Source organism: Catelliglobosispora koreensis DSM 44566, from assembly GCF_000379685.1.
Classification (GTDB): Bacteria; Actinomycetota; Actinomycetes; order Mycobacteriales; family Micromonosporaceae; genus Catelliglobosispora; species Catelliglobosispora koreensis.
In genome coordinates, this window is sequence record NZ_KB903289.1 from 324,754 (window position 1) to 349,419 (window position 24,666).

23 protein-coding genes are annotated in these 24,666 nt (G+C 64.9%); 8 read left to right on the forward strand and 15 right to left on the reverse strand.

The features are described 5' to 3' along the window. Nucleotides 1-29 precede the first annotated feature (29 nt). The gene (locus tag A3E1_RS0129520; RefSeq protein WP_020524413.1) at nucleotides 30-521 is read left to right on the forward strand and encodes a flavin reductase family protein; all 492 of its coding nucleotides are present in this window, start codon (nucleotides 30-32) and stop codon (nucleotides 519-521) included. Between the two features lie 10 nt (nucleotides 522-531). On the opposite strand, the gene A3E1_RS0129525 is transcribed toward A3E1_RS0129520, so the two are convergent. From A3E1_RS0129525 to A3E1_RS0129535, 3 genes are read right to left on the reverse strand one after another with little or no spacing between them, the layout of a single operon-like run. Next, nucleotides 532-930 (reverse strand): VOC family protein, encoded by a 399-nt coding sequence (locus tag A3E1_RS0129525; RefSeq protein ID WP_020524414.1) that lies wholly within the window; start codon nucleotides 928-930, stop codon nucleotides 532-534. Nucleotides 931-940: 10 nt separating this feature from the next. Beyond that, nucleotides 941-1,918, reverse strand: a complete 978-nt coding sequence (locus A3E1_RS0129530; RefSeq protein ID WP_020524415.1) for a Gfo/Idh/MocA family protein — start codon at nucleotides 1,916-1,918, stop codon at nucleotides 941-943. A gap of 16 nt (nucleotides 1,919-1,934) precedes the next feature. Beyond that, nucleotides 1,935-2,750, reverse strand: a complete 816-nt coding sequence (locus A3E1_RS0129535; protein ID WP_020524416.1) for a MerR family transcriptional regulator — start codon at nucleotides 2,748-2,750, stop codon at nucleotides 1,935-1,937. A 73-nt stretch (nucleotides 2,751-2,823) separates the two neighbouring features. Here A3E1_RS0129535 and A3E1_RS42755 point away from each other — a divergent pair, with 73 nt between their 5' ends. Both A3E1_RS42755 and A3E1_RS0129545 read left to right on the forward strand, forming a co-directional pair. Further along, nucleotides 2,824-4,035 carry an MFS transporter gene (locus A3E1_RS42755; RefSeq protein WP_211216016.1) on the forward strand — a complete coding sequence of 404 codons (1,212 nt, stop codon included), beginning with the start codon at nucleotides 2,824-2,826 and terminating at the stop codon, nucleotides 4,033-4,035. After that, complete coding sequence (locus tag A3E1_RS0129545; RefSeq protein WP_020524418.1) at nucleotides 4,032-4,463, forward strand: hypothetical protein; 432 nt, start codon at nucleotides 4,032-4,034, stop codon at nucleotides 4,461-4,463. The genes A3E1_RS42755 and A3E1_RS0129545 overlap by 4 nt, the downstream gene beginning before the upstream one ends. Nucleotides 4,464-4,479: 16 nt before the next feature. On the opposite strand, the gene A3E1_RS0129550 is transcribed toward A3E1_RS0129545, so the two are convergent. From A3E1_RS0129550 to A3E1_RS0129580, 7 genes are all read right to left on the reverse strand, one after another. Further along, entirely contained in the window at nucleotides 4,480-7,692 is a 3,213-nt protein-coding gene (locus A3E1_RS0129550; RefSeq protein ID WP_020524419.1) for a hypothetical protein, read from the reverse strand. A gap of 2 nt (nucleotides 7,693-7,694) precedes the next feature. Continuing rightward, nucleotides 7,695-8,573 carry an IPT/TIG domain-containing protein gene (locus A3E1_RS0129555; protein ID WP_020524420.1) on the reverse strand — a complete coding sequence of 293 codons (879 nt, stop codon included), beginning with the start codon at nucleotides 8,571-8,573 and terminating at the stop codon, nucleotides 7,695-7,697. Nucleotides 8,574-8,584: 11 nt separating this feature from the next. Continuing rightward, nucleotides 8,585-11,638, reverse strand: a complete 3,054-nt coding sequence (locus tag A3E1_RS0129560; protein ID WP_020524421.1) for a hypothetical protein — start codon at nucleotides 11,636-11,638, stop codon at nucleotides 8,585-8,587. Between the two features lie 82 nt (nucleotides 11,639-11,720). Next, the gene (locus tag A3E1_RS42760; protein WP_020524422.1) at nucleotides 11,721-12,725 is read right to left on the reverse strand and encodes a M20/M25/M40 family metallo-hydrolase; all 1,005 of its coding nucleotides are present in this window, start codon (nucleotides 12,723-12,725) and stop codon (nucleotides 11,721-11,723) included. A 24-nt stretch (nucleotides 12,726-12,749) separates the two neighbouring features. Beyond that, nucleotides 12,750-13,658, reverse strand: coding sequence for a phosphotransferase (locus A3E1_RS42765; RefSeq protein ID WP_020524423.1), 909 nt, complete (start codon nucleotides 13,656-13,658; stop codon nucleotides 12,750-12,752). A 40-nt stretch (nucleotides 13,659-13,698) separates the two neighbouring features. Beyond that, nucleotides 13,699-14,028, reverse strand: coding sequence for an AzlD domain-containing protein (locus A3E1_RS0129575; RefSeq protein ID WP_020524424.1), 330 nt, complete (start codon nucleotides 14,026-14,028; stop codon nucleotides 13,699-13,701). Then, complete coding sequence (locus A3E1_RS0129580; protein WP_020524425.1) at nucleotides 14,025-14,711, reverse strand: AzlC family ABC transporter permease; 687 nt, start codon at nucleotides 14,709-14,711, stop codon at nucleotides 14,025-14,027. Before A3E1_RS0129580 ends, A3E1_RS0129575 begins: the two co-directional genes overlap by 4 nt. 66 nt (nucleotides 14,712-14,777) lie before the next feature. Between A3E1_RS0129580 and A3E1_RS0129585 the strand changes: the two genes are divergently transcribed. Then, on the forward strand, nucleotides 14,778-15,326 hold the full coding sequence (locus A3E1_RS0129585; RefSeq protein WP_020524426.1) for a helix-turn-helix domain-containing protein: 549 nt from the start codon (nucleotides 14,778-14,780) through the stop codon (nucleotides 15,324-15,326). Here the strand turns inward: A3E1_RS0129585 and A3E1_RS42770 are convergent. From A3E1_RS42770 to A3E1_RS0129600, 3 genes are read right to left on the reverse strand one after another with little or no spacing between them, the layout of a single operon-like run. After that, nucleotides 15,323-16,159 (reverse strand): carbohydrate kinase family protein, encoded by an 837-nt coding sequence (locus A3E1_RS42770; protein WP_020524427.1) that lies wholly within the window; start codon nucleotides 16,157-16,159, stop codon nucleotides 15,323-15,325. The genes A3E1_RS0129585 and A3E1_RS42770 overlap by 4 nt on opposite strands. Next, nucleotides 16,149-16,532 carry an MmcQ/YjbR family DNA-binding protein gene (locus A3E1_RS0129595; RefSeq protein WP_020524428.1) on the reverse strand — a complete coding sequence of 128 codons (384 nt, stop codon included), beginning with the start codon at nucleotides 16,530-16,532 and terminating at the stop codon, nucleotides 16,149-16,151. Before A3E1_RS0129595 ends, A3E1_RS42770 begins: the two co-directional genes overlap by 11 nt. 10 nt (nucleotides 16,533-16,542) lie before the next feature. Further along, nucleotides 16,543-16,926, reverse strand: coding sequence for a PPOX class F420-dependent oxidoreductase (locus A3E1_RS0129600; RefSeq protein ID WP_020524429.1), 384 nt, complete (start codon nucleotides 16,924-16,926; stop codon nucleotides 16,543-16,545). A 72-nt stretch (nucleotides 16,927-16,998) separates the two neighbouring features. Here A3E1_RS0129600 and A3E1_RS0129605 point away from each other — a divergent pair, with 72 nt between their 5' ends. Together A3E1_RS0129605 and A3E1_RS0129610 are read left to right on the forward strand one after the other, a co-directional pair. Then, nucleotides 16,999-17,772: a hypothetical protein gene (locus tag A3E1_RS0129605; protein WP_020524430.1), complete on the forward strand. Its 774-nt coding sequence runs from the start codon at nucleotides 16,999-17,001 to the stop codon at nucleotides 17,770-17,772. 52 nt (nucleotides 17,773-17,824) lie between these two features. Further along, nucleotides 17,825-18,181 (forward strand): hypothetical protein, encoded by a 357-nt coding sequence (locus tag A3E1_RS0129610; RefSeq protein ID WP_157631802.1) that lies wholly within the window; start codon nucleotides 17,825-17,827, stop codon nucleotides 18,179-18,181. Nucleotides 18,182-18,185: 4 nt separating this feature from the next. Here the strand turns inward: A3E1_RS0129610 and A3E1_RS48870 are convergent, their stop codons facing one another. Next, nucleotides 18,186-20,465 carry a family 20 glycosylhydrolase gene (locus A3E1_RS48870; RefSeq protein WP_157631803.1) on the reverse strand — a complete coding sequence of 760 codons (2,280 nt, stop codon included), beginning with the start codon at nucleotides 20,463-20,465 and terminating at the stop codon, nucleotides 18,186-18,188. A gap of 260 nt (nucleotides 20,466-20,725) precedes the next feature. On the opposite strand from A3E1_RS48870, the gene A3E1_RS42780 reads away from it, so the two are divergent. Beyond that, nucleotides 20,726-21,985 carry a toll/interleukin-1 receptor domain-containing protein gene (locus A3E1_RS42780; RefSeq protein ID WP_020524433.1) on the forward strand — a complete coding sequence of 420 codons (1,260 nt, stop codon included), beginning with the start codon at nucleotides 20,726-20,728 and terminating at the stop codon, nucleotides 21,983-21,985. Between the two features lie 8 nt (nucleotides 21,986-21,993). Next, nucleotides 21,994-23,307: a toll/interleukin-1 receptor domain-containing protein gene (locus A3E1_RS45240; RefSeq protein ID WP_020524434.1), complete on the forward strand. Its 1,314-nt coding sequence runs from the start codon at nucleotides 21,994-21,996 to the stop codon at nucleotides 23,305-23,307. Here A3E1_RS45240 and A3E1_RS0129630 read toward each other — a convergent pair. After that, nucleotides 23,304-24,548 carry an ATP-grasp domain-containing protein gene (locus A3E1_RS0129630; RefSeq protein ID WP_020524435.1) on the reverse strand — a complete coding sequence of 415 codons (1,245 nt, stop codon included), beginning with the start codon at nucleotides 24,546-24,548 and terminating at the stop codon, nucleotides 23,304-23,306. The two genes, A3E1_RS45240 and A3E1_RS0129630, sit on opposite strands and share 4 nt — an antisense overlap. Between the last annotated feature and the right edge of the window lie 118 nt (nucleotides 24,549-24,666).

Sequence of the window (24,666 nt, forward strand, 5' to 3'; positions counted from 1 at the left end):
GCTCGAAACTTTTCCTTACACTGCACGGCATGACGCAGACGACCGACGCGCCCACTGGCATCGACCCGCACACGTTCCGCGCGGTCCTGCGCAACCAGGCCTCCTCAGTCACCATCGTGACCGCACCCGGCCCAGCCGGCCTGACGGTCACGTCGTTCACCTCGGTATCGCTACGCCCGCAACTGGTTTCGTTCATCATCGGCGACACCGCCTCAGCCCGCCCCGCGATCGAATCAGCCTCCTATGTGGCCATTCACCTGCTGCGCGCGGGCCAGGAAAACGTCGCCCGCGTCTTCGCGACCTCCGGCATCGACCGCTTCGCCGACCAGTCTCTGTGGCGTCCCGGCCCCTACGGCCTGCCCATGCTGCACGACGCCCTGGCCGTCCTGATCTGCTCCGTCACCGGCCGCCTTACCGTCGGCGATCACATCGTCGTCCTCGGCACCCCCGTCAGTGCGAGCCAAACTCCTGGCGAGCCCCTGCTCTACCACCGTGGCAGCTACACCACCCTGACCCCCTGAACCGCCAGCCCTAGCCGGTGTAGAGGCAGAAGGGGTGGCCTGCGGGGTCAAGGAGCACGCGGACGTTTTCTTGCGGTTGATACTCGGCGAGGGTGGCGCCGAGGGCGATGGCGCGGGCGGTTTCGGCGGCGAGATCGGTGACTTCGAAGTCCAGGTGCAGCTGCATTTGCTGCTGCCCGGGCTGCGCCGGCCACGACGGGCGCACGTAACCGGGATTGCGCTGGACGCTGAGGTAGGCGATACCCTCGCCGGCGTCGAGGGACGCGTCGCTCTCGTCTATCTTGTGGATCTTCCAACCGCGCAGTTCAGCGTAGAAATGGGCGAGCTGTGCGACATCAGCGCAGTCGAGCACGACGCCCCACCAGTCGTTACGCTTCCACCGGTCGTTTTCTGCGGCAGGCTCGTTCATGGACAAGATGTTAGCCCCGCACCGGAAGACCAGCGGCCAGGTAGGCGGCGTCAATCAGTTCCATCGTGGCGATCGAGTCCGAGGGCGGGGTCAGGTTGGTGTCCTCGCCACGGACAGCGTCGGCGAAGGCCTGCAGCTGATAGGTGTAAGTCGGCGTCTTGCTGAACCGTTCCCGCCGCGTCGCGCCGCCGGTGCGGACAGTGAAGTGGTGGAAGTATTGTGGCGCAACGAAATTCACCACCCGCACCGAGCCGAGCGTGCCCGTGACGTGTGCGGTCAGTTTGAGCAGCGCCGACGACCACATCGAGGTGGTCACGTGACCGGTGGCTCCGCCCGGAAATGACAGCGAGATTTGCATCGCCCGGTCGACACGAGGGTCGCGGCGCAGGGTTTTCGCCGACGCTGACACGACAGTTGGGGTGCCGGGGCCAGCCAAACGCAAGCAGCGCAAGGCATAACAGCCAGCGTCCATGAGGGCGCCGCCCGCGAGACCGAAGTTGTAACGGATGTCGCCGAAGCGCGGCAGCGGAAAGCACATCGCCGTTTTGACCTGTGTCACGGTGCCGATCTCTCCACTGTGGACGATCTCAGCCAGGCGGCCGGCGAGCGGGTGATAGCGGTAGTGAAACGCCTCCATGACGGTCAGTGAACCGGCGGCGGCCGCCACAGAACGGGCCTCGGACGCGTTGGCCGTGAACGGCTTCTCGCCCAGCACGTGCTTTCCGGCCTGCAATGCGGCGATCGTCCACGACGCGTGCAGGCCGTTGGGCAACGGGTTGTAGATGGCGTCGATGGAAGGGTCCGCGATCAGGGCGGCATAGCTGTCGTGCACGACGGGGATGCCATGCCGGCGGGTGAAAGCCGATGCCCGGGAGCGATCGCGTGCCGCGACGGCCGTCACGGTCACCCCGTCAACGGCGGCCGCGGGTTTGATCAGCGCGGTGGGAGTAATGCGGGCAGCGCCGAGCACGCCGATGCGAAGGGTCACCCGCGAAAGATAGCCCCTACCGCAACGGCTCCTGCAACTCCGTGACCCACGTGGACTTATCGTCGCCCACTTGCAGGTAGAGCTCACGGTTGTAGCCAGCCGACTTGTAGCCACTGGCGTCGATCCAGAGGGCGAGCTCCTGGATCGTTGACATCACGTTGTCCATCGCTCCACGGTGGACGATCGTGGCGGCCCGTTCGATCGCGGGCAGGTCGACGACCTTGAAGTCATAGTCGCCATCTGCCGGGATGTTCACCGGGAAACACGCGTGCACGATGATGCCGTCGCTGTTTGGGGCGTCTTCGTAATATGCGATCGCTGGGCCGGCGACCTGAATGTCGCGCCGATCGAGGCGTACCCACAAATCGTCATATAGCGGGCTGATGGCCGGCCCCACCGATTCCGGCTCGAAGCTGGCCGCCGGGGCGGAAAGTTCGGCGACCCGCACCGCCGGGATCGTCTTCACCTGGATGTCCTGCTGCGGCATGATGCCTTCCTTCTCGATGATCAGGAGCCTCGCCTCAACCTGTCCCAGCCGGGCCGTGTCCTGCGCTATCTGCGTATGCAGGTCGGCCAGGCGCAACCGCAGCATGCCGCGCAGTTCCTCCACGCTGATCTTGTCGTGAAGGATGCTCTGAACCTGTTGTAACGTGAAGCCCAGATCTTTAAGCGCCACAATGCGGTTCAGCAGTGCCAGCTGAGCAGCGTCATATGACCGGTAACCGGTCGCCTCATCGACATAGGCCGGAGGCAGCAAGCCGATCGCGTCATAGTGCCGCAGCATGCGGACCGAGACGCGGCCGTGCCGGGCGAAATCTCCAATACTGAACATGATGCCTCCAGGTGTAGCCCCTCACACTGTGTCAGGGTCAACCCGCGGGCACGAACCGAATCGGGGAAGCTCCTTGGGCTACGGAAGGCCGTTTCTTACTTTTCTTGCGGTACAGACACTTTCCGCCACCGGCAGCTCGTTCTCCCTGATCGCTATTCCCCTGCTCGTGTTGCACACGACGGGTTCCGTGCTGCAGATGGGCCTCATCACCGGTCTCGGCGGGGCGGCCTCGCTCATCATGGGTGTCTTCGCCGGGTTCATCGCCGACCGGGTCAACCGCCGTGCCCTGCTCATCGGCAGCGACGTGGCCCGCTTCGTCTTGCACGCCAGCATTCCGGTGGCCTGGCTGTTCGCTCCGCAGCTGTGGCTGCTGTACCTGGCCGTCCCGCTTTCGGCCGCGTGCGGCATGCTCGCCCGCGTCACGCAGGTGACCGTCGTGCCGGGGCTCGTGCCCAAGGATCAGATCATCAAGGCAAACGGCCATCTATTCGCTTCGACGGCGACCGCTTACCTGGCCGGGCCCGCGCTGGCCGGTCTCGTGTCTGGCTCCCTCGGCCCACAGACCGCTATCGCCGTGGATGCCGCCAGCTTCGCGTTATCCGCTGCCGGGCTCGCGTTCATCAAGCTGCCCCGCCTGCAACGGGAACCCAGCACCGAAAGCAAGACGGCGCAGTTCCTCGCCGGCGCGAAATTCCTTTGGCACCAACCCGTCCTGCGTTCGCTGACGATTTTGCTCGCGGTGTTCACGTCGATCACGATGGGACTGACCGACGTCTTCATCTTCCGGCTCAAACACGACCTGGCTCAGCCGGATCGCGTCATCGGATTCGTCATGGCGGCAAGCTTCGCTGGTACCCTCGTGGCATCTTTGGGAGTGGCGCGGATCAGGCACCGCTTCGCGTTCGGCACCACCTGGATAGGCGCGTGTGTCCTTTGTGGACTCTCGGTCCTCGGCATGGCCTGGTCCACGAGCGCCGCCATGATCGGGCTCATGGCCGCTGGCATGGCGCTCGCGACGGGGATAGCTGGCATCTCCTCGATGTCGCTACGGCAGGAAATCACGCCCAGCGATCTGCTCGGCCGGGTCACGTCTGCGTTCTGGACCCTGCACGGTGCCCTCAATCCCCTCGGCATCGCGCTTCTCGCCGCGGCAGCGGGCAAATATGGCACGACAGCAACACTTTTCGTTTCCGGCGCGGCCTGTGTGCTGATCGCGCTTTCGGCTCTGCTCACACCCGTCTATTCTCACCAGCGAGAACCCCAAAAAGCATTGGCGGAAACATGATTACGCTCGCCCTGGCGCAAGAGAAACTGGCGGAGCTAGAGCCTGCCATCCGTGCCGACTTCACCAAGGTCCTGCAAGCGGTGGTGGACAAGGCCAATCGCGACTTCACGCTGCCGGCGCACATCTTCCTGCACCGCATCGCGCTCGATGGCGACACCGTCCACATTACTTACGACGACTTGTCCGGCGCTGGGCCGCTCTATTTCGACGAGGGTCGCTGGACCGGTCCCCTCCTCGCCCACTGGCGCAAGCAGGATCAGCAGAAATATGCCAAACACCGCACGACGGGGCTTTACAAAGGCACCACCGTCGAACCCGAGCTCAAAGCCTTCCGTTATGACACTGTGCCGTCGGAGCACCTCGTGGTCACCCTGATGCACACCGGTCTGCCTCCGGCTGGGAGCGTCAAGACGTTCTGGCTGTCCTGACACTCCCGAAGGCGAGCTAGATGCGGATGACGTCGGAGTAGATCAGCCTGCCGCCGCCGCTGTTGCGTTCGTGCTCCACGATGACGAGCCGGTGTGGCCGCAGGAGCCGGGAGATGCCCAGATTCAGCGTGCCTGTCCACGTCGTGAAGCCATCAGGTGACACCGTCGCCGTGAGCTCGGTTCCCGTTGCGGGAGCGGAGATCTGCCAGTCGAGGTCGCGCGGGTTGAGGCCAAACGCCGTCTGCACGATCACGGAAACCCGGTTGGGGCTGGTGTTCGCGGCATCGGTGCCGGTGCCGGACTGTCCGGCCACGGTTACCTTGACGCGTGTCAGGTCAAGCATGTCCATCGCGACCGTCGCGGTCCGGTCGGGGGCGAGTTGTGCCCACTCGACGTTGGCGATCGGTGACAGGTGCATCTTCGCGATGGAGTTCGGCTGGAACCGGGCCAGCATCAGGCTGACGAAGGGCTGATAGACCTTTTGCGGTGGCAGCACGAGGTCGCACGCCCACCGCCGCCGTTGCGCGTCCCAGACGACGTCGTGAGCGGCGACCGAGACCAGTGAGGTGTCCAGTTCGGCGGGCACGATGTCTTTGTGCGCCGTGCCAAGCGTGAACTCTGTCGCCACTGGGAACCGTTGCGCCGCATTCGTTTTCACGGTCGGGTCGGCGCCGGCCTGGGTCAGCAGTGCCAGCAGCCGCGGATCCGATGGCGTGCCGCCGTTGCTGAGCACGACGGCCAGCTGCTCGCCGACGCCGGAGGAATACCAGCCGCGCTCGAGGAACACCCGCAGCCCGCCGCCGCTTCGGGTCTTGGACTTCGTCCGGCCGAGGTTGCTGCTGGACTCCTTCCATCCAAACGTCGGTACGATCCAGGAAACCTTGGGCGGCAAGGGCCTTGCCGTGCTGGGCAGGTCGCGCGTGATTGCCGCGGCCGAGACGCGGCTCACCGGCAGCGCGACGATAGCGACGTTAACCGTTGCCCCGTCGGGGATCTCACTCAACGGTGTCCGTGCGATCTTGCCACCGGTCACCGTGTAGTCCTGGTCGCGGCGGAACGTCTTCGTGTCATCGAGAGACTTCACGACATCGCTTCCGGTCGCGATGCCCGACTTGGCCACCTCCACCGCGGCCGTGCCCGTGAGCTTAATCTTGCCCCGCTGCACGAAATATTCCATGTAGCGCGTCGTGCCTTCGATCGTGTAATCCACCTTGTGCCGCTTGGTATCGCCGAACGCGTGCTTGGCTGGGAAATCCATAGTGGGCGCGGTGCCGTAGTCGACCGGCAGGACCAGTGGTGTGGCCTTCGCCGTGACCGTGGACGGACCGTCCTGGGACAGGTCATCAACCGGATCGGTCCACTTGGCGTGCAGGCTAAGCAGACCAGTGCTCTGCTGATGCAAGCTCGTCTTAACGGTCAGTTCCTGTTCCGTGGAGCCTTCGGGGCGCGCCTTCGGCTCTACGGCGGTCAGGGCCGGGGCCGTCACCGGTACGCGGACGGCGTTCACGAGCGTCAGCGTGCGGTACGGCGTGATCTGCCACGCCTGTCCCTTGAGAATGTCAGCCGATGCGGCGTTCAGTTCCGCTTGGGTCGCTCCGCTCTCGGCCAGCCACGCGAGCTGACCGAGCAGCGCGAGGTCAGCGTCGTTGAGATAACTGCTCAAGCGCACAGTGCGCATCTCGCCTGACGGCATGTAGATCGTGAGCATGCGGGTGCCACTGGCCCATTGCGGCGGCTGGTTGCCCGACTGCAGCCGGATTCGCAGCGACTTGCCGTCAGGCCACGTCTCGAAGCCGAATTTCAATAGGCCCGTCGGCAGCCCAGAAAGAGCGGCACCGCGCGAGAGCGGATCGGGCAGCCACGTGACGGGCACGGAGTTGGCCGAGACGTAACGCTGGTTCGGCCGGCCCGGGTCGAGCTGGCCCATCGTTTCCACGCCAGCCGCGTCACGCGTCGCGATCATCTGGTACTTGGCCGGATCGGGTGTCCCGTTAGGACGGTCGAACTTGCCGTGCTCCTCGCACAGCAGCACGGGCACCTTCGGCGGCACGATGTGGCGCATGGGCTGCGCGTTGGGAATCGGCGACAAGTCGCTGCCTTGCGAACCACCGGCCCACGGTTCTGGGCGGTGTACCAGCGTTTCGATCGATTCGCCTTCTGTCATCGGCGCGGCGGCCACGACGATGGGCGACACGACCGGCTCGAACCGGCGGTATTTCACCAGCGGTGTCGCGCGGCTGAAATCGGTGGACGTGGGCACGAGTGGGTCGGCCCGGCCCACGAGATCCATGCGGCGCAGCTGGAACCGGTACCCCACCCCAAACCTCAGTGTGGGAAGCGATCCCGGCACGGGTTCGAACGTTGGCTCGAACCCTGGCAGCGCTGGGTCGCCGGGATCCGGCTCGATCGCGTCATCTTCGGGCACGGGCTTGCCCGGCCGGGGCGCGACAAGGCTCCATCCTGTCCAGCGCACGAGCGACTGGTGCAGGAACATCGTCGAGAAACTGTTGGCGTCCTCTTTCGCCGTCGCGCCAAGGGAAATGGAACCTTCGTCGTCGAGTGTGAAGGTCGCACCACCCGGCAGCTTGTAGGTCCCGCGCCGCGCGCACACCGTGTGCCACCGGCTCGTGCGGTCGTCCCACACATCCAGAACTTGCCCCATATAGCCCTGCTGCGGGTTCGCCAGGGTCTTGGGCCCGATGGCACGGTGGAACGGCTGCCCGTCCACCAGTTGCTGGCGTAGCTCCGACGCCCGGTCCCCTTGCGCGAGCGCGAGCCCCGCGTTGCGCATCGGCGGAAGGGCGAGCTGCTTTGGTTTGTTCATGGGCGGCAGCAAGCCCGCGTCGCTAGCCTCTTCATTGGCCTGCTCCGCGTTGACGACCTGCCGCGCGAGGTCTAGCAAGCGAGCGGCCGCGCTGTCACTGTCCACTTCGGACACTGTGATTTTCGCGGTGGCCAAGTCGATCCGGCTGTCTGGCGTGAGCGCGAACTGCGTCGCCGACAGGTAGGCCGGCGTCGTCATCGGAGCGGGGAAAAGGCGGTCCCCCTCGATCTTCTTTGTCCACGTAGGAGTCGCCGTTATCTTGGCCTCCCCTGCCGTGGCCGGATTGATCTGCGACCCGGCCAGGTCTATTTCCAGCACCCGGATTACCCCGAAGCGGCGCAGCACCGCTGGATAGTCCGCCATCGCCGCGAGGGCGCGCTGCACATCAAATTTTGGCTTGTCCATGGCTACTTCGGATCCGTGTCTGGGGTGTAGGTGAAGGTGACGCCGTTGCTGATCAGGTCGCCCAGGCGGACGAAAACGTTGACCTTGCCGGTCGTGTGCGCCGGTGTCTTGCAGCTGATTTCGTCTTCGCCGGCGCTGATGGAGATATTGGTGGCTTCCAGCCCATCAAAGAGCGGAATGCTGCCGAAGCCGAAGTTGCTGCCGAAGATGGTGACGGTCTCGGCGCCATCGCTCTCACCTGAAGTTGGCGAAATGGAGTCGATGTGCGGGACCGGCGATGACGATTCCGAGCAGGCCCTACTGCCGTGAAATCCGCTGGCAAGCCCAAAGGCGTCCGCGATGCCGCGTTCCGAGTCTGACACGGGGCCGCCGAGCTGAGTGCAGACGACCTCATCGGTGAACCCTTGATTCGCCGCCTGTTTCAGCTCCTGGAAACTGTCAAACGCCTCTAGGGCTTCCAGAGACGGAAACTCCGTCCGGTGTCCTTTGAGGACCTTCGCGTGCAGATCCTTCGCCGTGTCAATGACTTTCTTCACCGGGTACGAGAAGATCGGCGCCTTGGATTTGTCATCCGGCTGATACGGAATCACTTTGCTGGTCCCGGGAAACATCTGCTGCCACGTCGCGAAGTCATACGCGGCGTCTTTGATCTCGGTCGCGTCGAAGACAACCGTCTTGCCCCCGTGCTGAACCTGAACCTTCCACGTAGGACTGATGCTCGGCCAGTCCCGGGCATCGGGCCAGTTGTTCAGATCCGCCTCGGCTGACGCCAGGTCATCGCTGGATAGCCGGGGACTGACCAGCACCGCGATGCGCAGTTTGGTGCCGTCCTTGCCTGCCGGAAGCGGCGTGAACAAGAATGTCTCAGTATAGATTGCCATCGAATTCTCCTCTAGGCCGCCGCGTAGGCGGAGCAGTACTTGGCCCAGTCGCCCGAGGTGATCTGCTGGCCGAACCCTGGGTCCTCGCCGGCCGCGAACTCCTTGCGCATCGTCACGCTGACCGAAGTGCTGAAGAAGAGCACCTCGACGCGAACCGACAGCGTCGCGACACCTTCGACGCGGCTGCGGCCGTCTTGCTTCACGTAGCTCAGGCCGAGGTAGAACTCGAGTGAGACGTGGATGAGCCCGAGCACGGACAGTTTCCCGACCGCGCGCACATAGCCTGTAATGACAAGCGTTTTGCCCGCCGGCCCACTGGGCTGCCCGTTCGGCAGCTGCTTCTGGGCGTACTTGAAGTAAATGCCGGCCATGATTTCGACCGAGCCGCTAGCGACACCCAGGTCGATCGCGACCGCGGCACCGAACTCAATCGACCCCTCGATCTGCTGAACCCCGCGCGTACCAAGTCCAACCGCGAAGAATCCCCCACCGCCCAGGGCGCTGACCGTCACCTGGAACGGATGCTCCCGCGTCGCGAAACTGAACGTGAGCACGGCTTGTTCGCCGGTGAACGGCAAGTCGAGCAGGATCCCGATCGACAAGTTGCGCACCAGCAAGACACCGATGCCGACCGCGGGCACGGCGATGGTCAGGCCAGCCTTGACCCCCGACGGACTCGCGTCGATCTTCACGCCACCCGGCAGCGAGGGAAGGAAACGCTGCAAGTCGGTCAGGAAGCCAAGGTCGCCAACGAATTCGGACTTGCCGAGCTGCAGGTCGATCGAGGGTTTCGCGCCGTTCTGGCTCTCAAAGTGCATCCGCGTGACGTGCTGCGTGATGAAGCGCAGGTCTTTGCCGACGAAGTTGAGCTTGAAGTTGCGCAGGTCGCCTGTGACCTTAGTCGTGGTCTGCCCGGTGCCGAGATCGGTGTGGAAGACCGCCTTGAGGTCAAGACGTTTGTCCGGCTCGGTCGTGGCCGGTTCGAAGAGGCCGTCGAGCGTGTTCTGCAGCTCGGGCTTCCAAGTCACGATGGTCTCGACGTATTGCGGCGTTCGAACCGTGATCACCTTGGGCGCGTCGTCCCCGGTACGCGGGTTGGGAATCTCGGGAACCAGCTTGAGCACTGTCCTGAGGGGAATCCCGCCGAGCAGCGTGATGTCCAGATCTGGGAAGTACTTGGTGGGGTCAAACGTTCCGGCCGCGATGGTGTCGATGTCGGCGACCGGACCGTGTGCCAGCGACAGTCCCGCCAGGTTCAGCGCCGGAGCGGCGAGCCCGCCACCGGTCTGTTGCGGGACGGTCAGTTTGGGCAACGGTCCCGCTTCGGGGGCGATGATTTTCGCCCAGACCTCGCCATGGTTATGTGGAGCGTCGAACTTGTGCGCGACATACTTCGGCTCGATCTGAATGCGCGTCTGGCTTGCCGCCGCACCGCCAACTGTTGCCAGAGCTTCGATGTGCACGTTGGCGTGCCCCATCGCCGGGAAGGCGGCGAGTTCGAGGTCGGCCGCGGTGTTCGCGGTCGCGGGCTGCGCCGTGAGCACTAGGTCGAACACCGGCAGCGAAGAATCCTCGGCCTTCGGTGGCACGAAGGAGAACCGCTGGCCGCCAAAGGCGAACCGGCGCCGTTGCAACGGCAGCCCGTTGTAAAGCCCAATCGTGCCGCCCAGACCTGAAGGATCAAAGGCATCCGCGGCGGGAATGAAGACGAGCGGGATGTGCGCCGAGACCGGCTCGCCACCTTTACCCGTCAGCAACACGTGATACGGCAGGTCCTTCTTCTGCCCTTGAGCGTCGCGGACCTGAACCCAGTAGCCCTTGCCGAGCTTGTCGGCGTCGTCTGGGTGCACGATGGGTGGCGACACGATCGTGGTCGTCTCAGCCGCCGTGAACGGCCACTCCCGGCCTTCGTCTTTCTGCTTGGCCCCGGGGTACGGCGCAAGCGGCACCTTGACGACAATGAACATCCGCTTGCGCAGGTGGGCGACGCCCTCGGTGTGCACACGCTCGGTGATGCTCACCTGAACGGCCGGGAACCGAAGCGGGAAAAGGAATCCGCGCCGCTCCACTTTGACATAGTTCTCGCGGCCAAGGTACATCTTGTGACGCCAGGCGGTCAGGTCGACAGCCTTCTCCCACGAGCCTTTGACGTCAAGCGAAGCGCCCATCGGCGAGACGAGAAGCAAGTCGGCGTTCGCCGGGGCCACGGCATTCGAGCCCGGCCCACCGGTCGTCGCCGCGACGATGTCGGCACGATCCTTTTTAGACAGTGAGACGGTTTTGTCGTCTTCAGCCCACGGCGCGCCCTCGATCGGTGTGCCGCCGGGCAGGTCCGGGCTCCAGATCGCCCGGACCGGAACCGGTGCCGGGTCGAGCACCGGCACGCCTTGGTCGTCACGGATGACAGCACGCGCATGCCACAACTCGGTGCGCCCATTGCGCACAACCGGGGCGGTCAATGCCGTGAACGCCGCATTCGCCTGGGGCGAAAGGAAAAGCCGGTGCGGTGCTTCGATCGCCGTGTCATTCGGCCCCGGCTCGGGCGGAGTGTCCTGACCCGTGCCGTTCTCAGCGGCGTCACTGACCGCGAGCGTGAAGTCATCTAGATCGAGCAGGGTGTCCAGGTCGTAGTCGATGGGATCGCTATTTGCCGCCATCTTCAGCACGATGCGGCTCGGTCCTGAGGCCAGCGCTGGGATCGGCGGCACGGGCGTGGGGAAACCCAGCCCCTCGTCAAAGACGGCCGGTTCAAGCACGCTCTGCGTTTCGAGCGTGATGACCACGTACCCATCGATGGTTTCATCAATGAGGGCGAGCCGCGGCCCGGTGAAAATCCCCCCAGGCCTGATCTCCACGTTGCTCAGCGACAGCGAGAACAGCAGACCATCCTGCGCTCTCGCGACGAGCACCGCGGCGCCCGCCTCCGGCTGCCCGCCGATGACTTCGCCTGCCCAGCCGGCCGCCTGAGCCGGAATCTGATCGAGCGCGCCTGCTTTGCCAGCGGCCGCGACGCCGCCTCCTGCGGCAAGCAGCGCTAAAACCTGCCTGCGGCTTATGTCAGCCATGTATTTTTCCCCCGGTTTACCCCGCCTACGCAGATTTCTACGGGTTCACCAGGGGAAACGTCCTGCCGACACGCACGGCTATTTACGCTCTGAGCTTGGAAAGCTCCAAAGTGGCATGCAGAGCGGCGTTGGCGTGGTGCAGATATACCTTCTCGTTCACGTTCGCGTTCGTGTCGCAAGCCCGGTGATAGCAACGATCGAACGGCACGTTGGCTTGGCCGCCCCATTGCTGGGCGAGGAACTCCGGCATCCACTCACTCGTCCCCGTTAACATCCCGCCCGCGGGAATGCCGACCTTCAAAAACGAGGCGTGGTCGCTACGGCCGCCAAAATCCAGCTCGAACGGCACGATGTTGACCGAGGTGTAGTAGTCGGTCAGCGCCTTTTCGATGCGGTCTGACCCAGCCGGGCCTGGTCCCGCTCCCTCGCGTTTGGAGTCATCGCCGTCATAAATGAAGTAGCCGCCGTTGGGACCGCCGATCATGTCGACGTTGAGATAACCCGTGATGGCCGCTCTCGCTTCTGGCGTAAGGGTTTTGGCGTAGTGATCCGAGCCGCGCAGGCCGACTTCCTCAGCGCCCCACCAAATGAACCGCAGCTTCACCGGCGGGCGGTGCCCGGCTTTCGTTATCGCGAGCGCGATGGCGAGGATCGCCGCGCTGCCCGTCGCGTTGTCGTTGATCCCAGGCCCCGTGCGCACACTGTCCAAATGCGCGCCCACGACGAACACCCGGCCCGGGTCGCCGCCGGGCAGTTCGGCGATGAGATTGGCCGTGACATCGTTGCCGAACACGAAGTCCTGCCGGCCCGTGACCAAGCCCGCTTCCTTCAGCTTGCCTTCGACATAGTCCAGTGACGCGCCATAGCCGGGCGTCCCATGTGCGCGGTTGCCGCCGTTGTCCTTGGCGATCTGCTCGAAGGCCTCAAGGTGTGGCCGCAGGTCGGTCATCGCTAGCTTCGGCACGACCGCCTCACGCGGCAGCAAACCGGTGGAGCCACTCGTTTCCTGTGGCGGAAACAAGAGCACCGCGATGACGACAAGCGATGTCGCTACCCCAACCACACGAAGGTTCCACCCCGTCAGCATCGCTCTATCCTGCCATGCTCAGGCTTACGGGTGTCCATCCAGGAACATGCGCAGCCGGGTCAGCGTCGCCTTGTCATCGCCCGGGATGTGGCCGTTGATGGCCCGGCACACCCAGCCCAGCCGCAGCGCCGGTTTGACGGCGGCGGCGAGGTCGCCACCACCAAACCCCGACAGGTAGGCATCGCGGAACGGTGTGGTGTCAACCGAATCGGCGATGTCATCGAGTCCCCACGACAGGACGCCTTCAAGCGTCACCGATAGCGTGAAGAACGGGTGCGAGATACACGCGTCGCCCCAGTCCAGCACCCGGTACTGTCCATTGTGGAAGAACACCTGCCCGTCGTGCAGGTCGTCGTGCTGAAGCAACTCCGGCAACTCGTAGGACGCGAGTTCGGCGCACAGCTGCGACACCATCGGTGCCGCGTCACGGAAACGCTGCTCCGCCCCGACCTCGTCCAGCAATCGCGAGTAGGCCTCAGGCAAGACAGCCAGCCGCATGTCCGGCACGCCAGCCTGGAGCAGGTCTTCCACGTCCGCGGCGAGGTCGAGCTGCACGCTGGCGTAGAGCGGCAGGACGTCGAGCCAGCGGTCCAGGCTGCGTTCGCGCTCGACCAGCGCACGCAAGCTGTCTCCCGCGTCGTCCAGGAGCATCCAGCCGGTGGCCGCGTCGGAGGCCAGCAGCGGCGGGCCGGCCTCGGGGCGGCGGGCCGCGAGACGCTGCGCGATAAGAGCTTCGTGCCGCAGTGAATCGTCGTTGGCCTTGAACCAGACGTCGCCGCCTTCGGCGGGCACCCGCAGCACGGTCGACCACGGATAGACATGCGGCTGACTGGGCTCGCCGGTGCGGGTTATGCCTAGTTCGCTGAGCCGTTCGTCGATCCACACCTGTGCCGCGGCCAGAAAGCCGGGATCACGCCAACGCTTGTCATCCACGGCGCGAGACTAGTGAGCGGCTGCCCGCCGCGACACCGAATTACTCGACGCCTATGGCACGCAGCCCGGCCGCCGTTACCGCCGCGACGAGCACCACCACGATGAACGGGGCTTTACGCCAGGCCAGCAACGCCCCGGCCAGCACGCCCGCCGGGCGGGCGATCCCGAGTTCCCACTTGTCGCCGTTGGTGAGCACGGCCGTGGCGATCAGCGCCAGCAACATCGTCGTCGCGGCGACGGGCAGCAGGCGCAGGACGCCTTCGGGCAGCTTAAGCTTGTCGCGCAGCATCACCCCGCTTACCCGGATCGCGTAGGTGCCCACGGCGAGGGCCGCGATGACCAGGGCCACCGTCGAGTTGGCGAGCTTCATACCGTCACCGGCTGTCGTGATTGGACGAGCGGGATGAGAAGAAGGCCAAGCAGTGAAGCCAGGATCGGCAACCCGGCGGGCAGCACCGGGGTCGCCAAGACGGCGATCGCGGCTCCTGCCAGAGCGGCCGTTCGCGTGACTTTGTCCTTCAAGGACGGAAGAACCAAGGCCAGCAGCGCCGCCGGGAACATGGCATCCAGGCCGAAGGTCGCCGGGTCACCCACCATGCCACCGACCACGACCCCGAGGACGACGCCCGCGTTCCACGTCACGAACAACAGCGCGCCCACGAGCCAGAACGCCTGGCGCTGGCGCCGTGGATCGGTCTGTGCCATCGCGAACGCCGTGTTCTCGTCGATCAGGACGTGACTGCCCAGGAGCCGGGTCCACGTCTTGTCCCCGATCACGGGACCGACCGCCAAACCGAACGGCAGGTGCCGGGCGTTGATCAGCAGGCCACCGAGCACCGCCGCGAGCGGATTGCCGAGCGCCAGCAGCCCAACGGCGAGGAACTGCGATCCACCAGCGAAAATAAATAGAGACATCGCTATGGGTACCCAGTAAGCCAGCCCAGAAGCGGTCGCGATCGCCCCGAACGACAGGCCAATCACCCCTGCCGCGACACTGAGTGCCGCCGCGTCGCGGATCAGATCCGCGTCGGGTGTTCGCCAAATGCTCCGCATAGTCCACAATAATGAACAGTCCCGTTGGCGTTCGTCAAGCCGAACAGATCGTCGGATGGAGCGAACATGAGTTCCCCATTGGCCACCATCGCTGAAGCACTGCGCCGTGAGCGCGCCCGCACGGGCATCAGCCTCACCGAGCTGGCCCGCCGCGCGGGCATCGCGAAATCCACGCTTTCCCAGCTCGAAGCCGGTTCCGGCAACCCCGGCGTGGAGACGTTGTGGGCGCTGGCAGTGGCGCTGAACGTCCCCTTCAGCCGGCTCATTGAGACGCCGGCCACACCGGTGCGGATCATCAGGGCGGGCGAAGGGGTGCGCTATCCCGCGGAGGAGGCGAACTTCGCCGGTACGCTCCTGGCCAGCAGTCCCCCGGGCGTCAGCCGCGAGATCTACCAGCTGCACATCGAGCCCGGCGCGACACGGCACGCCGAGTCGCACATCCCCGGCAGCGTCGAGCACGTGATCGTCGCGAAAGGACGGTTGCGCACCGGCCCCACGGGCAGCGAAGTGGAACTGGCCGAAGGCGACTACGCGACATTCCCCGGCGACATCCCGCACATCTATGAGGCGCTAGAGCCGCACACCTGGGCCGTCCTGGTGATGGAACACCGCTAACGCACGGTGCAGGCGTGTGCCCCCGCGACGGCACCCGCCCGGGCACTGTCCAAAGCGGACGCTCCGGCGAGCCAAGCGTGCAGGAAACCCGCGACAAACGCGTCGCCAGCGCCGTTTGAGTCAACGGCGGGGCCGGGCAACGGCGCGGCTGGAACATGCACCACCGCCCCGTGCGCACGAGTCAGCACGAAGCACCCGTCGGCACCGGCCGTGGCCACCGCGACCTCGGCCTTGCCGTTGTCGAGGATCCGCCGCAGCACCCTCTCGTGATCGGACAGCCCAGCCGCCGACAGGAACACGATGTCAGCCCGGTAGGCGAACTGCTCGTGATAAGGATTGTGGCCATCCCAGTTGTGCAGATCGGTCGAGACGGTCAGCCCCGTGAGGTGGTCAAGGGCGAACTGGCACGGGTGGGTAATGGAGACGTGCGCGTGCCGGGCTTGCCGCACGAGCGCGGTCAGCTCAGCCTCGGGCAAGCGGTCGTCATCGTTGCCACGGCTGATGTCGTATAACGACAGCCGCTGGCCGCCCGGCCCGACCAGATTGACGGCCCGCTTCGTCCCCGCGCTCGTCAGCACCGGTGTGAACGGCACGCCGTTGGCACGGTGTAACTCACGGAGCAGCTCGCCCTCGTGATCGTCGCCGATCACATCGAGGTGGTGCACGCGCAGGCCAAGCCGGTGCAGCGCAAGAGCGACGTTGTCGCCAGTCTGCCCGGGCCGGGCCTCAATCGCGGGAACCATGTAGCTATCCGCGTAAGGCAACGGAAGCTCCGGCACGTAAACGATCGTGTCGACCCCGCAGCCGCCGAGAACCAGGACGTCAAAGGTCACGGTTGCTCAGGAACTCCTTGGCCACCCGCTTGGGCGCGAGCACAAGCCAAGCATCGGTCACCAGCTCTTCAAGCTCCGCCGCGTCAAGCTTTTCCAACTGGGCCAAAATCGCTGGGTACCCATGAAAGTGTGGCGTGGTGAAGAAGACCTCGGGCTTATCGGCGATGAGCTCGAACTTCACTCCCTCGTTCGCCACGCGGATGCCGACGATCTCGCCCTCGGGCGCGTCATCGCCGAGCACCTTGTAGTCGGCCGCGCGCAACGGCCGCTCCCAGACCAGCAACTTGTCCTTAACCCGCCACTCATGGGAGGACCGTTGCGCTGTTTCTGGCAGCCCCTCGACAATCCGCCCTACATCCACCCACGTCGCCATGGCCTCTACCCTATTCCGCGGCGGCGACGATTTTTATACCTATGACGCCATCCTTGCCCCGCCGGATGCGGCTGCCAAGCAGGGTTAGCCTGCCGACAAGGCCATACTTGCGCCGGATCGCGGCACGCACCTGTTGCGTGCCCGCGAAGTCCAAAAGGGACGCCGTGCCGCTCATCGACGGGCCGGCGTTGTTGCCCCGAAGGTCACAAGTGGCCACGGTGACAGCCGGATTCTTGCGGATGCGCTTGACCTTGCCGAAATGCGGCACCGTCCAGACCCCGAGCCCGTCTTCGAACGGGACGATCCAGACCGGCGTCGGCACCGGGTTCCCGTTCTTCCGAAACGTCGTCACCAGGGCATATGGGCTCTTCGCGATCTCTTCCAGCAGCGTCACGGAGCCAGGTTAGCGCGCCTGCCCGAAAGCTGGCTCTAAAAAATGTCGTACATAGGTTCTATCGTGGTATCCATGGCTATCGAGATGCCGGAGTGGTGCGGCGCGTGTGATCCCCTCACACGCCGCTTCAACCTGGGTGACCTCGAAAAACGCTGCCCAGACTGCCACCCTTACTGGGCCTTCGGGCACTCCTCCATCGATCCCACATGTGTCCCGGCGACCCGCCTTGAGCAGGAACGGGCCGCCCGCTGGCTGATGTATGAAATGGTCAGCTTGCGCGCTCTCGCGGTGGTGGAGTTGCGCCGCCGCACCCGCGCGTTCTTCGAGCAGGGCTGGACGCCCCTCGATGTCATCCACGCCCTCGACTTCGATCCCGACGGCAGCCGGGTGCGGGCGGTTGCGTCCACAAACGACTCCGCCGACCTCCTCGAACGCCGCGTCCTCAATTTGCTGTCGTCCTGGTGCGACGAGCACGGCCGGCCATTGCCGTCTCCTTCGCAGCAAGCGGCTGCCCGCAACCGGCGGCTGCGCGAGCGGCAGCGGCTGACGCGCACCAAACTGGCCGAGATCGCTTCCCGCCCACCAAACCCGCAGGGGTCAGCCCGGTCCGGAGCGCGGCAAGTCGCGGCCGAGGCGATAGCCAAAGGCCGGGCGATCAAGGCCGAAGGCCGGCGGCGCGAGCAAGCCGCGCTCGACCGGCAGCAGTCCGACGACGTGTCCTACGAGCGCCGGGTGCAGCAGACGATGCGACAGCTCGACAAGTTCCGCTTTGGCGTCTTAAGTGGATCGAGCGAGACGGCGCCACGCGCCAAGGGCGACGAACACGATCACCGGGCGGTGGCTTAAACTAAACCGCTCCCGGGGTGCGGCCGGCGTATGAAGGAGTTTGATGAACACCATGGCTTTCACAACGCCAGCACAGCGCATCACGGATCTGGAAAGCGAAGTCTTCCAGGGGACGCATCAGGTCGGCCGGCTGACCGCTGACGTCACCGCCCTCAAAGAGCAGGGCAAACTGCACGCCGAGCTGCTTTCAGAAGCCCTGCAAGACTTGCGCGACCTGCGCATCGACCTCGCCGGTTTCAAAACCGAGGTCCGCGATCGCTTCGACGCCGTCGACAAGCGCTTCGACACCGTGGATGAACGGTTTACGAAGGTGGATGCGACGCTGGCGCGGCAAGGTGCGCAGCTCGACGCGCTCATGGCGCACTTCGGGGTGCAGTTGCCCGCCACGCAGCACGCGGCGAGCAACTGACCGTTCACTGCACTTCGAGGTAGTCGAGGTTCGGGCCGCCGTTCGCGGTTGTCGCGGTGGCCCGGATGAGGTTCGCCCCTGCATTGAGGTTCAGCGTCAACGTTCTAGACGCCCACGTCGACCACGCCCCTGTTCCGGCGAAATCGAGCATGGTGCCATTGACGTTGAGCGGCCGGTTGATCGACGCTCCGTTGGCATAACGCAGCAATATCGTGGCCGGGCCGCTGGCCGTGCGGTTCACGGTGAATTCCACATAGGAGCCGGAGACGTTGTCGTAGTTGACGAATCCGGTGCCGCTGAAGCCAGCGTGATTCGACTCGACGACACCTTGTGAGATGACGGCGTTCTCAGCCTCAGACCGGGTCGTGGGCACGACCGGGTCGACTTCGAGGTAATCCACGTTTGGCCCGCCGTTGGCGGTTGTCGCCGTCGCCCGAATGGTGTTGTTGCCTGCCACCAGGTTCACGGTGAGCGTGCGCGTAGCCCACGTCGTCCATGCCCCGGTTCCCGTGAAGTCATGGACCGTACCGTTGATGTTGAGCGGCCGGTTCGCCGACGTCCCGTTGGCGTAACGCAAGCGGACCGTCGCCGGTCCCGCTACCGCCGAGTTGACGGTCCATTGGATGTATGAACCTGTGACGTTGTTGTAGTCCACGAATCCGGTCCCGCTGAATCCCGCGTGATTGGAGGCGACGACGCCCTGCGAGATCGTGGCGTTTTCCGCCTCGAAACGGTTGCCAGGCCCGGGCGGCGATGCCCAGGGGATCTGTGGCGAGCGGTAGAAGTCGATTCCCATGATCGTCCAACGTGGACCTTGGGCGCCTAGCCGCGTGCGGAACGCGGTCCAGCTGTGCGTCGACCACGGCGACCAGCCGAGCTCGGCGATCGCTGGCAGGCGCGGGAACGCCATGTACTCGATGTGATCGGTGGTAACGATCGTCTCCGCCCACAACGGAGCCTCGACGCCCAGGACGGCTGACTGCGCGACGCCACTGAGATGCGTCCCCGGGTTCCACTCGTAGGCGGTCTGCACCTCGATGTATCCGGCCCAGCTCAGGCCGAGTGGGGTCTGCGCGTTGTACTTCATGTCCAGGTAAGCCTTGTTCGCCGGAGACATGATGACCTTCGCGCCACGGTTTACGGCACTGGTGACGTCGGTGTCGGAGGTGGTCGTTCCCCAGTACTGCACGATTCTGCTGGCGGAATGATTCACCGCCGGATCACCGATTTGGTGCCAGCCCATGACGGTTTTGCCTTGCCCCGTAACGATCGGCTGCACCTGGTTCATGAACGTGGCATATTGCGCCGGGCTCGTGGCGTCGGCCTCATCGCCGCCGAGATGGAAGTAGGGCCCGGGCGTCATCGCGGCGATCTCGCTGACCACGTTCTGCACGAACGTATAGGTCACCGGCAAACTCGTGCACAGTGAGCTGAACCCGACGTTGGTGCCGGTGTAGAGCGGTGGCGCGACGCCGTTGCAGTTGAGGCTGGCATAGGAAGCCAAGGCGGCATTGGTGTGCCCAGGCATGTCGATCTCCGGCACGACGGTGATGAACCTGCTTGTGGCATAGGCCACGAGATCCTGGTACTGCGCTTTGGTGTAGTAACCACCCGGTCCCCCACCGACTTGGGTACTCCCGCCATATGTCGCCAAGCTCGGCCAGCTGTCGATCACGATCCGCCAGCCCTGGTCATCGGACAGGTGCAGGTGCAGATAGTTGATTTTGTACAGCGCCATCTGGTCGATGTGCCGCTTGACCGCGGCGACGGGATGGAAATGCCTTGCCACATCAAGCATCGCGCCCCGGTAGGCGAAGCGCGGATAGTCCACGATCTGCCCGCCGGGAATCAGCCACGGTCCGGGCTGGACAGTCGCGCTCTCGATGTTGGCCGGGACCAGCTGACGCAACGTCTGCACACCGTGGAACAGACCCGCCGCACTCGACGCCTGAATCACGACGCCGCCCGCGGTGATATTCATCGTGTAACCTTCTGCCGGGTCAGACCCGTTGAGCCGCAACGCGATTCCCGTCCCGGCACCTGTGGCCACCGGCAGGGCGTAGCCCGTTGATGGCCGCAGGATCCCGGCAAGATAGTTGCCCACGGCCAGGGAGTCGGTGAAGATCCCGGTTCCGGAGCCCAAGGTGAACGTGACACCGGAGGCCGGAGTCGCGGTGACCGGCACGGGCACGATCTCGCTGAAGCTGGCCGCATTCGCCGGCACGGCTGGCGCGATCGCGGCGAGCCCGCCCGCCAACAGCACCCCCGCCATTAGTCGTCGCATATGGACACTCCCTTCTGTTAGTTAGTTTTCCTAACAGGATCCACCCACAGTCGTCAATAAGACAGAAGAGAAGCGCGTAGGGCATACGCCCTTGCTTTTCACCCGAACGGCACTGAATTCGCGTCCGCTGGACGAGACATCCGGGTATGGCCCACCGGTCCATAATGGACGAATGCTGGCCAGGTGTGTAGCCAGCGAATGACGATGATCGATCAGCGACGCTGGCTGCAGCGCGGGAATCCGCGGGCAAGGAGGCAAAGATGTCCGGGTATGCGTTCATCAGTTACGCCCGTGAGGACGGCGAGTATGTCGAGAAGCTCGCGAAACACCTCCAAGCCGAAGGCGTAAACGTCTGGTTCGACGCCCACCTGATGGCCGGCAGTCGTTATGACGACGAGATCGTAGAAAAGATCGGCCAATGCTCCGCCTTCATTTTGGTCATGAGTCCCGCTGGCAGGAAGTCAAACTTCGTGCGCGACGAGTTCGACTACGCCATGGAGCAAGAGCGGGACTTGATGCCGATCTCCCTGTCTGGCGAGAAATTCTTCGGGCTGGGGCCGATCCAGTTCGAGCTAGTCCAGGACAGCGCGCTTCCCGGCGACGATTACGTCAAGCGGCTGCGACGGCTCGTCGGAGAAGGCGAGCTCCAGCACGAGATGAAGGCACACCAAGGTCACGTGCGCTCAGTGGCGTACCCGTCGGGAAACCCGGCCCTGGTCGCGAGTGCGGGCCCCGAAATGTGCGTGCGGATCTGGAACCCCGGCACCGGAGAGCTAGTACGCGAGATCCAGGGCGCGACCTGGCCTGTCTCATTCAGCCGCGACGGCGACTACATCGCCACCGGCGGCCCTAACCATGCCGTGCATGTATGGAACACCGAGACCGGTGAACTGATCAAACAGGTTGGCGCACATAAGAAAGCGCTCACCTCGGTCGCGGTCTCTCCTGATGGATCCGTGCTCGTGACGGGCAGCGGCGACACCTCGGAACATTTATGGGACCTGCGCACGGGTGAGCTGATCCGCACCCTCACCGGCAGGGTGAAACCAGCCTCACCTCTGGTTATCTCGCCAGACGGCACCTGGCTCGTCGCGCCCACCGAGTCTGGAAGCAGGCTCGGCGCCGGACTTTGGGACATGCAGACCGGCAACAAGATCGGTTCGCTGAAAGGCCACAAAGGACCGGTGCATGACGTGACCGTGTCCTGGGATGGCCGCTTCGCCGCGACCGCGGGTGAAGACCACACCGCACGGATCTGGAACGCCAAGACTGGCGACGAGATATTCGTGCTCGGCGCACATCTCAAGGCGGTTCGCGCGGTTGCCTTCTCCCCCAACGGTTACCGCCTCGCCACGGGCAGCACCGACCAGACTATCCGCTTGTGGGACGCGACCACTGGGGCGCACATCATGTGCATTACCAACCGCGCGGGCGGCATCTACGATCTGGCTTACTCGCCAGACGGGCGGACGCTGGCTTCTGGTCACGGTGATGGCGCGATTCGCATTTGGAAGGCCTGACACATCGCATGAGTGAGCGGCACATCTTCATTAGCTACAGCAGGAAAGACTCGACTTACGTCAAGGAGCTGGCGGCTTTTCTCGCGGGTGCTGGCGTGAGCGTCTGGATGGACGGCGACCTCGATTACGGCGACCGGTGGGCCCGGGTGATTCGCGATCAGATCGACGCGTGCGTGGCTGTCGCGGTGGTGATGACGCCGGATGCCGAAGAGTCCACGTGGGTCGAGCGTGAGCTGGCACGTGCCGAGGCGATGGGTAAGCCGATCTTGCCGTTGCTGCGAAGGGGCGGTGTGTTCTTCCGGCTGTCGCACACGCACCACGAAGATGTCACCGACGGTCGCATGCCGCCACCGCGCTACATCGCGAAGCTGCGCCAGCTGGCGGGAACGGCGCCGGTCGTCGCTGCCGCACCGCCGCAACGGGACGAAAGCCTGTTCGAGGAAACCGATCTCATGCTGCGATTTAGGGGCCATTTACTCCAGGTGATGGACCATCCGGACATGGTGTTAGCCATGGCCTGGACGCCAGACGGTCAGACGCTCGCGACCGGTTGCGCCGATAACGCGGCTCGTTTGTGGAGCCCCGACGGGCAGCTGACGCGCACATTTACCGCGCAGACCGACGATATTCGCGCGATCGCCTGGTCGCCCAACGGCCGGCATTTGCTAACAGCGAGCGGCACAGCGGCCCGGATCTGGACGCCCGGCGGCGAACAAGACCGGTTCCTCACCGGCCACGGCGACACTATCCGTTCCGTGGCCTGGTCGCCCGACGGGCAGTACGCGCTGACAGGCAGCGCGGATGAGACAGCGCGCGTCTGGCTTAGTCACAACACCATCAGTGTCCTCAGCGGACACTCGGGCTGGGTGATGGGCGTGGATTGGTCGTCGCGGAACCTGATCGCGACGGCGAGCGGAGACGGCAAGGCCCGCATCTGGACGGCTGACGGCACGCTCAAGCACGTCCTGAAGGGACACCACGGCAATGTCATGGCCGTCAGCTGGTCCCCCGACGGGCAGTATCTAGCGACAGCGAGCCATGACCGCACCATCCGGATCTGGACCAGAACGGGGCTTCACGTCCGCACGATCACCGGCCACACCCAAGAAGTCATCGACGTCGCCTGGGCGCCAGATGGCGCCCATCTCGCGAGCGCGAGCTGGGACAGGACAGTCAAGATCTGGCATGTCAATGGCGCACAGCTCGCCACCCTGACCCAGCACACCAACAACGTCATCACGGTGGCCTGGTCGCCCGATGGCAGGCGCCTGGCCACCGGCAGCGTCGACAAGACGGCCCGGCTCTGGCAGGCCTTCGTCTAGCTGATCTCCAGATCGGACCGCAGGCGGTCGAGCAGGAACCTGGCTTCGGGCCGCAGCCCGTGACCGTCGGGTGTGGACAGACTTCCCGGCGACTCAAGGCGGGCGAGGATCGCTCCGGGAAGGATGGTCCCGCCGAGCGCGGGCAGTCCGCTCACGCCTTCGAGACCGTCTGGCACGTGACGGATCGTTCCCGCCGGCCCGGTCCAGCGCACGATGAGATGACTGCCGGTCCCCACCGCTGCCGGACCGGTCCGGGTGCTAAGGGGGGCTCCCAGGATGGCCTGCACATGTTCCTCAAGGCAAGCGTCCTGGCCGCTTTCCCGCTGAAGTTTGCTCAGTAGCCAAGACGAGCCCTGGATGCGCGGGTTGACTTCGAGGAAAGCGATCTCGTCACCGTGAACGGCGATGTCAGCGCCGAACAGGCCAAGGTGACCCTGGCCGCGCAGCCACTCGCCGACCACGGCCGCGTGCTGAAGCGCCTGGGCCGTCACACGGTAAGGAAGCTGTTGCGCCGCACCGAAATCGCTGCCGCAGTAGCTGCCAAACGATGCGCCCACTTCGGCTATGCCGCTCGACTGCACGGAGATCGGCAACAGCTGAACGCCGTCGGCGTGCACGACGCCAGCGGCGTTGATGGTGAGCGACCCGGCGAACCGCGACAGCAGCCACTTTTCCACGTGCGGCTGTTCACGCAAGGCCGCGAGCAGTCCGGCTTCGTGCAAAATCAGGTGGGTACCCTGTCCGCCCGCCCCATTCGGCGACTGCATCACGAACGGCACGCCGAGCCGGGTCCCCGTCAGTCCAAAGTGGATCTCGGCCGATGGCAACACCACCGCCTCGGGCACCGGAACGCCAAGGGCGGCAAGCTGTTCGCGTACGAAAATCTTGTCCTCGGCGATGCGGCTGGTCACCACGGCTGGCCGGCCCGCCAGCTTGACCTCGCCCGGCCAGGCGGCCGCGGCGGCCTCCCACGCCATGCTTGAGCGCGGCGGCACGAGCAGCAGCGGACGTTCGTCCGGCGGCGTTTCGGCCAGCAGCTTGGGCACGAAGTCGGCGAGCCGGGCCACGTCACCGAAGCGCCAGCGCCGCCGGACTCCGTCGAGCGACTCCAGCGACAGCGCGCCGGGGGCGGCATCCCCCGACATCACACATACGCACGAAGGATGCCCGGTCAGCGGCGCCATCATGCCGGGATAGGCGCTCGCGGTCACCAAGCGGTAGTCGTGCAGGTCCCACGTCATAGCAAAAGCGTGACGCCACTGCGGTCTTAACGCCGGGTTTGATGGTCATATAGCGGGCGAACAGCAGGTTAATCCTTGGACATTCATCCGCCGTTCAGTCGCCCCTCAAACTGATCTT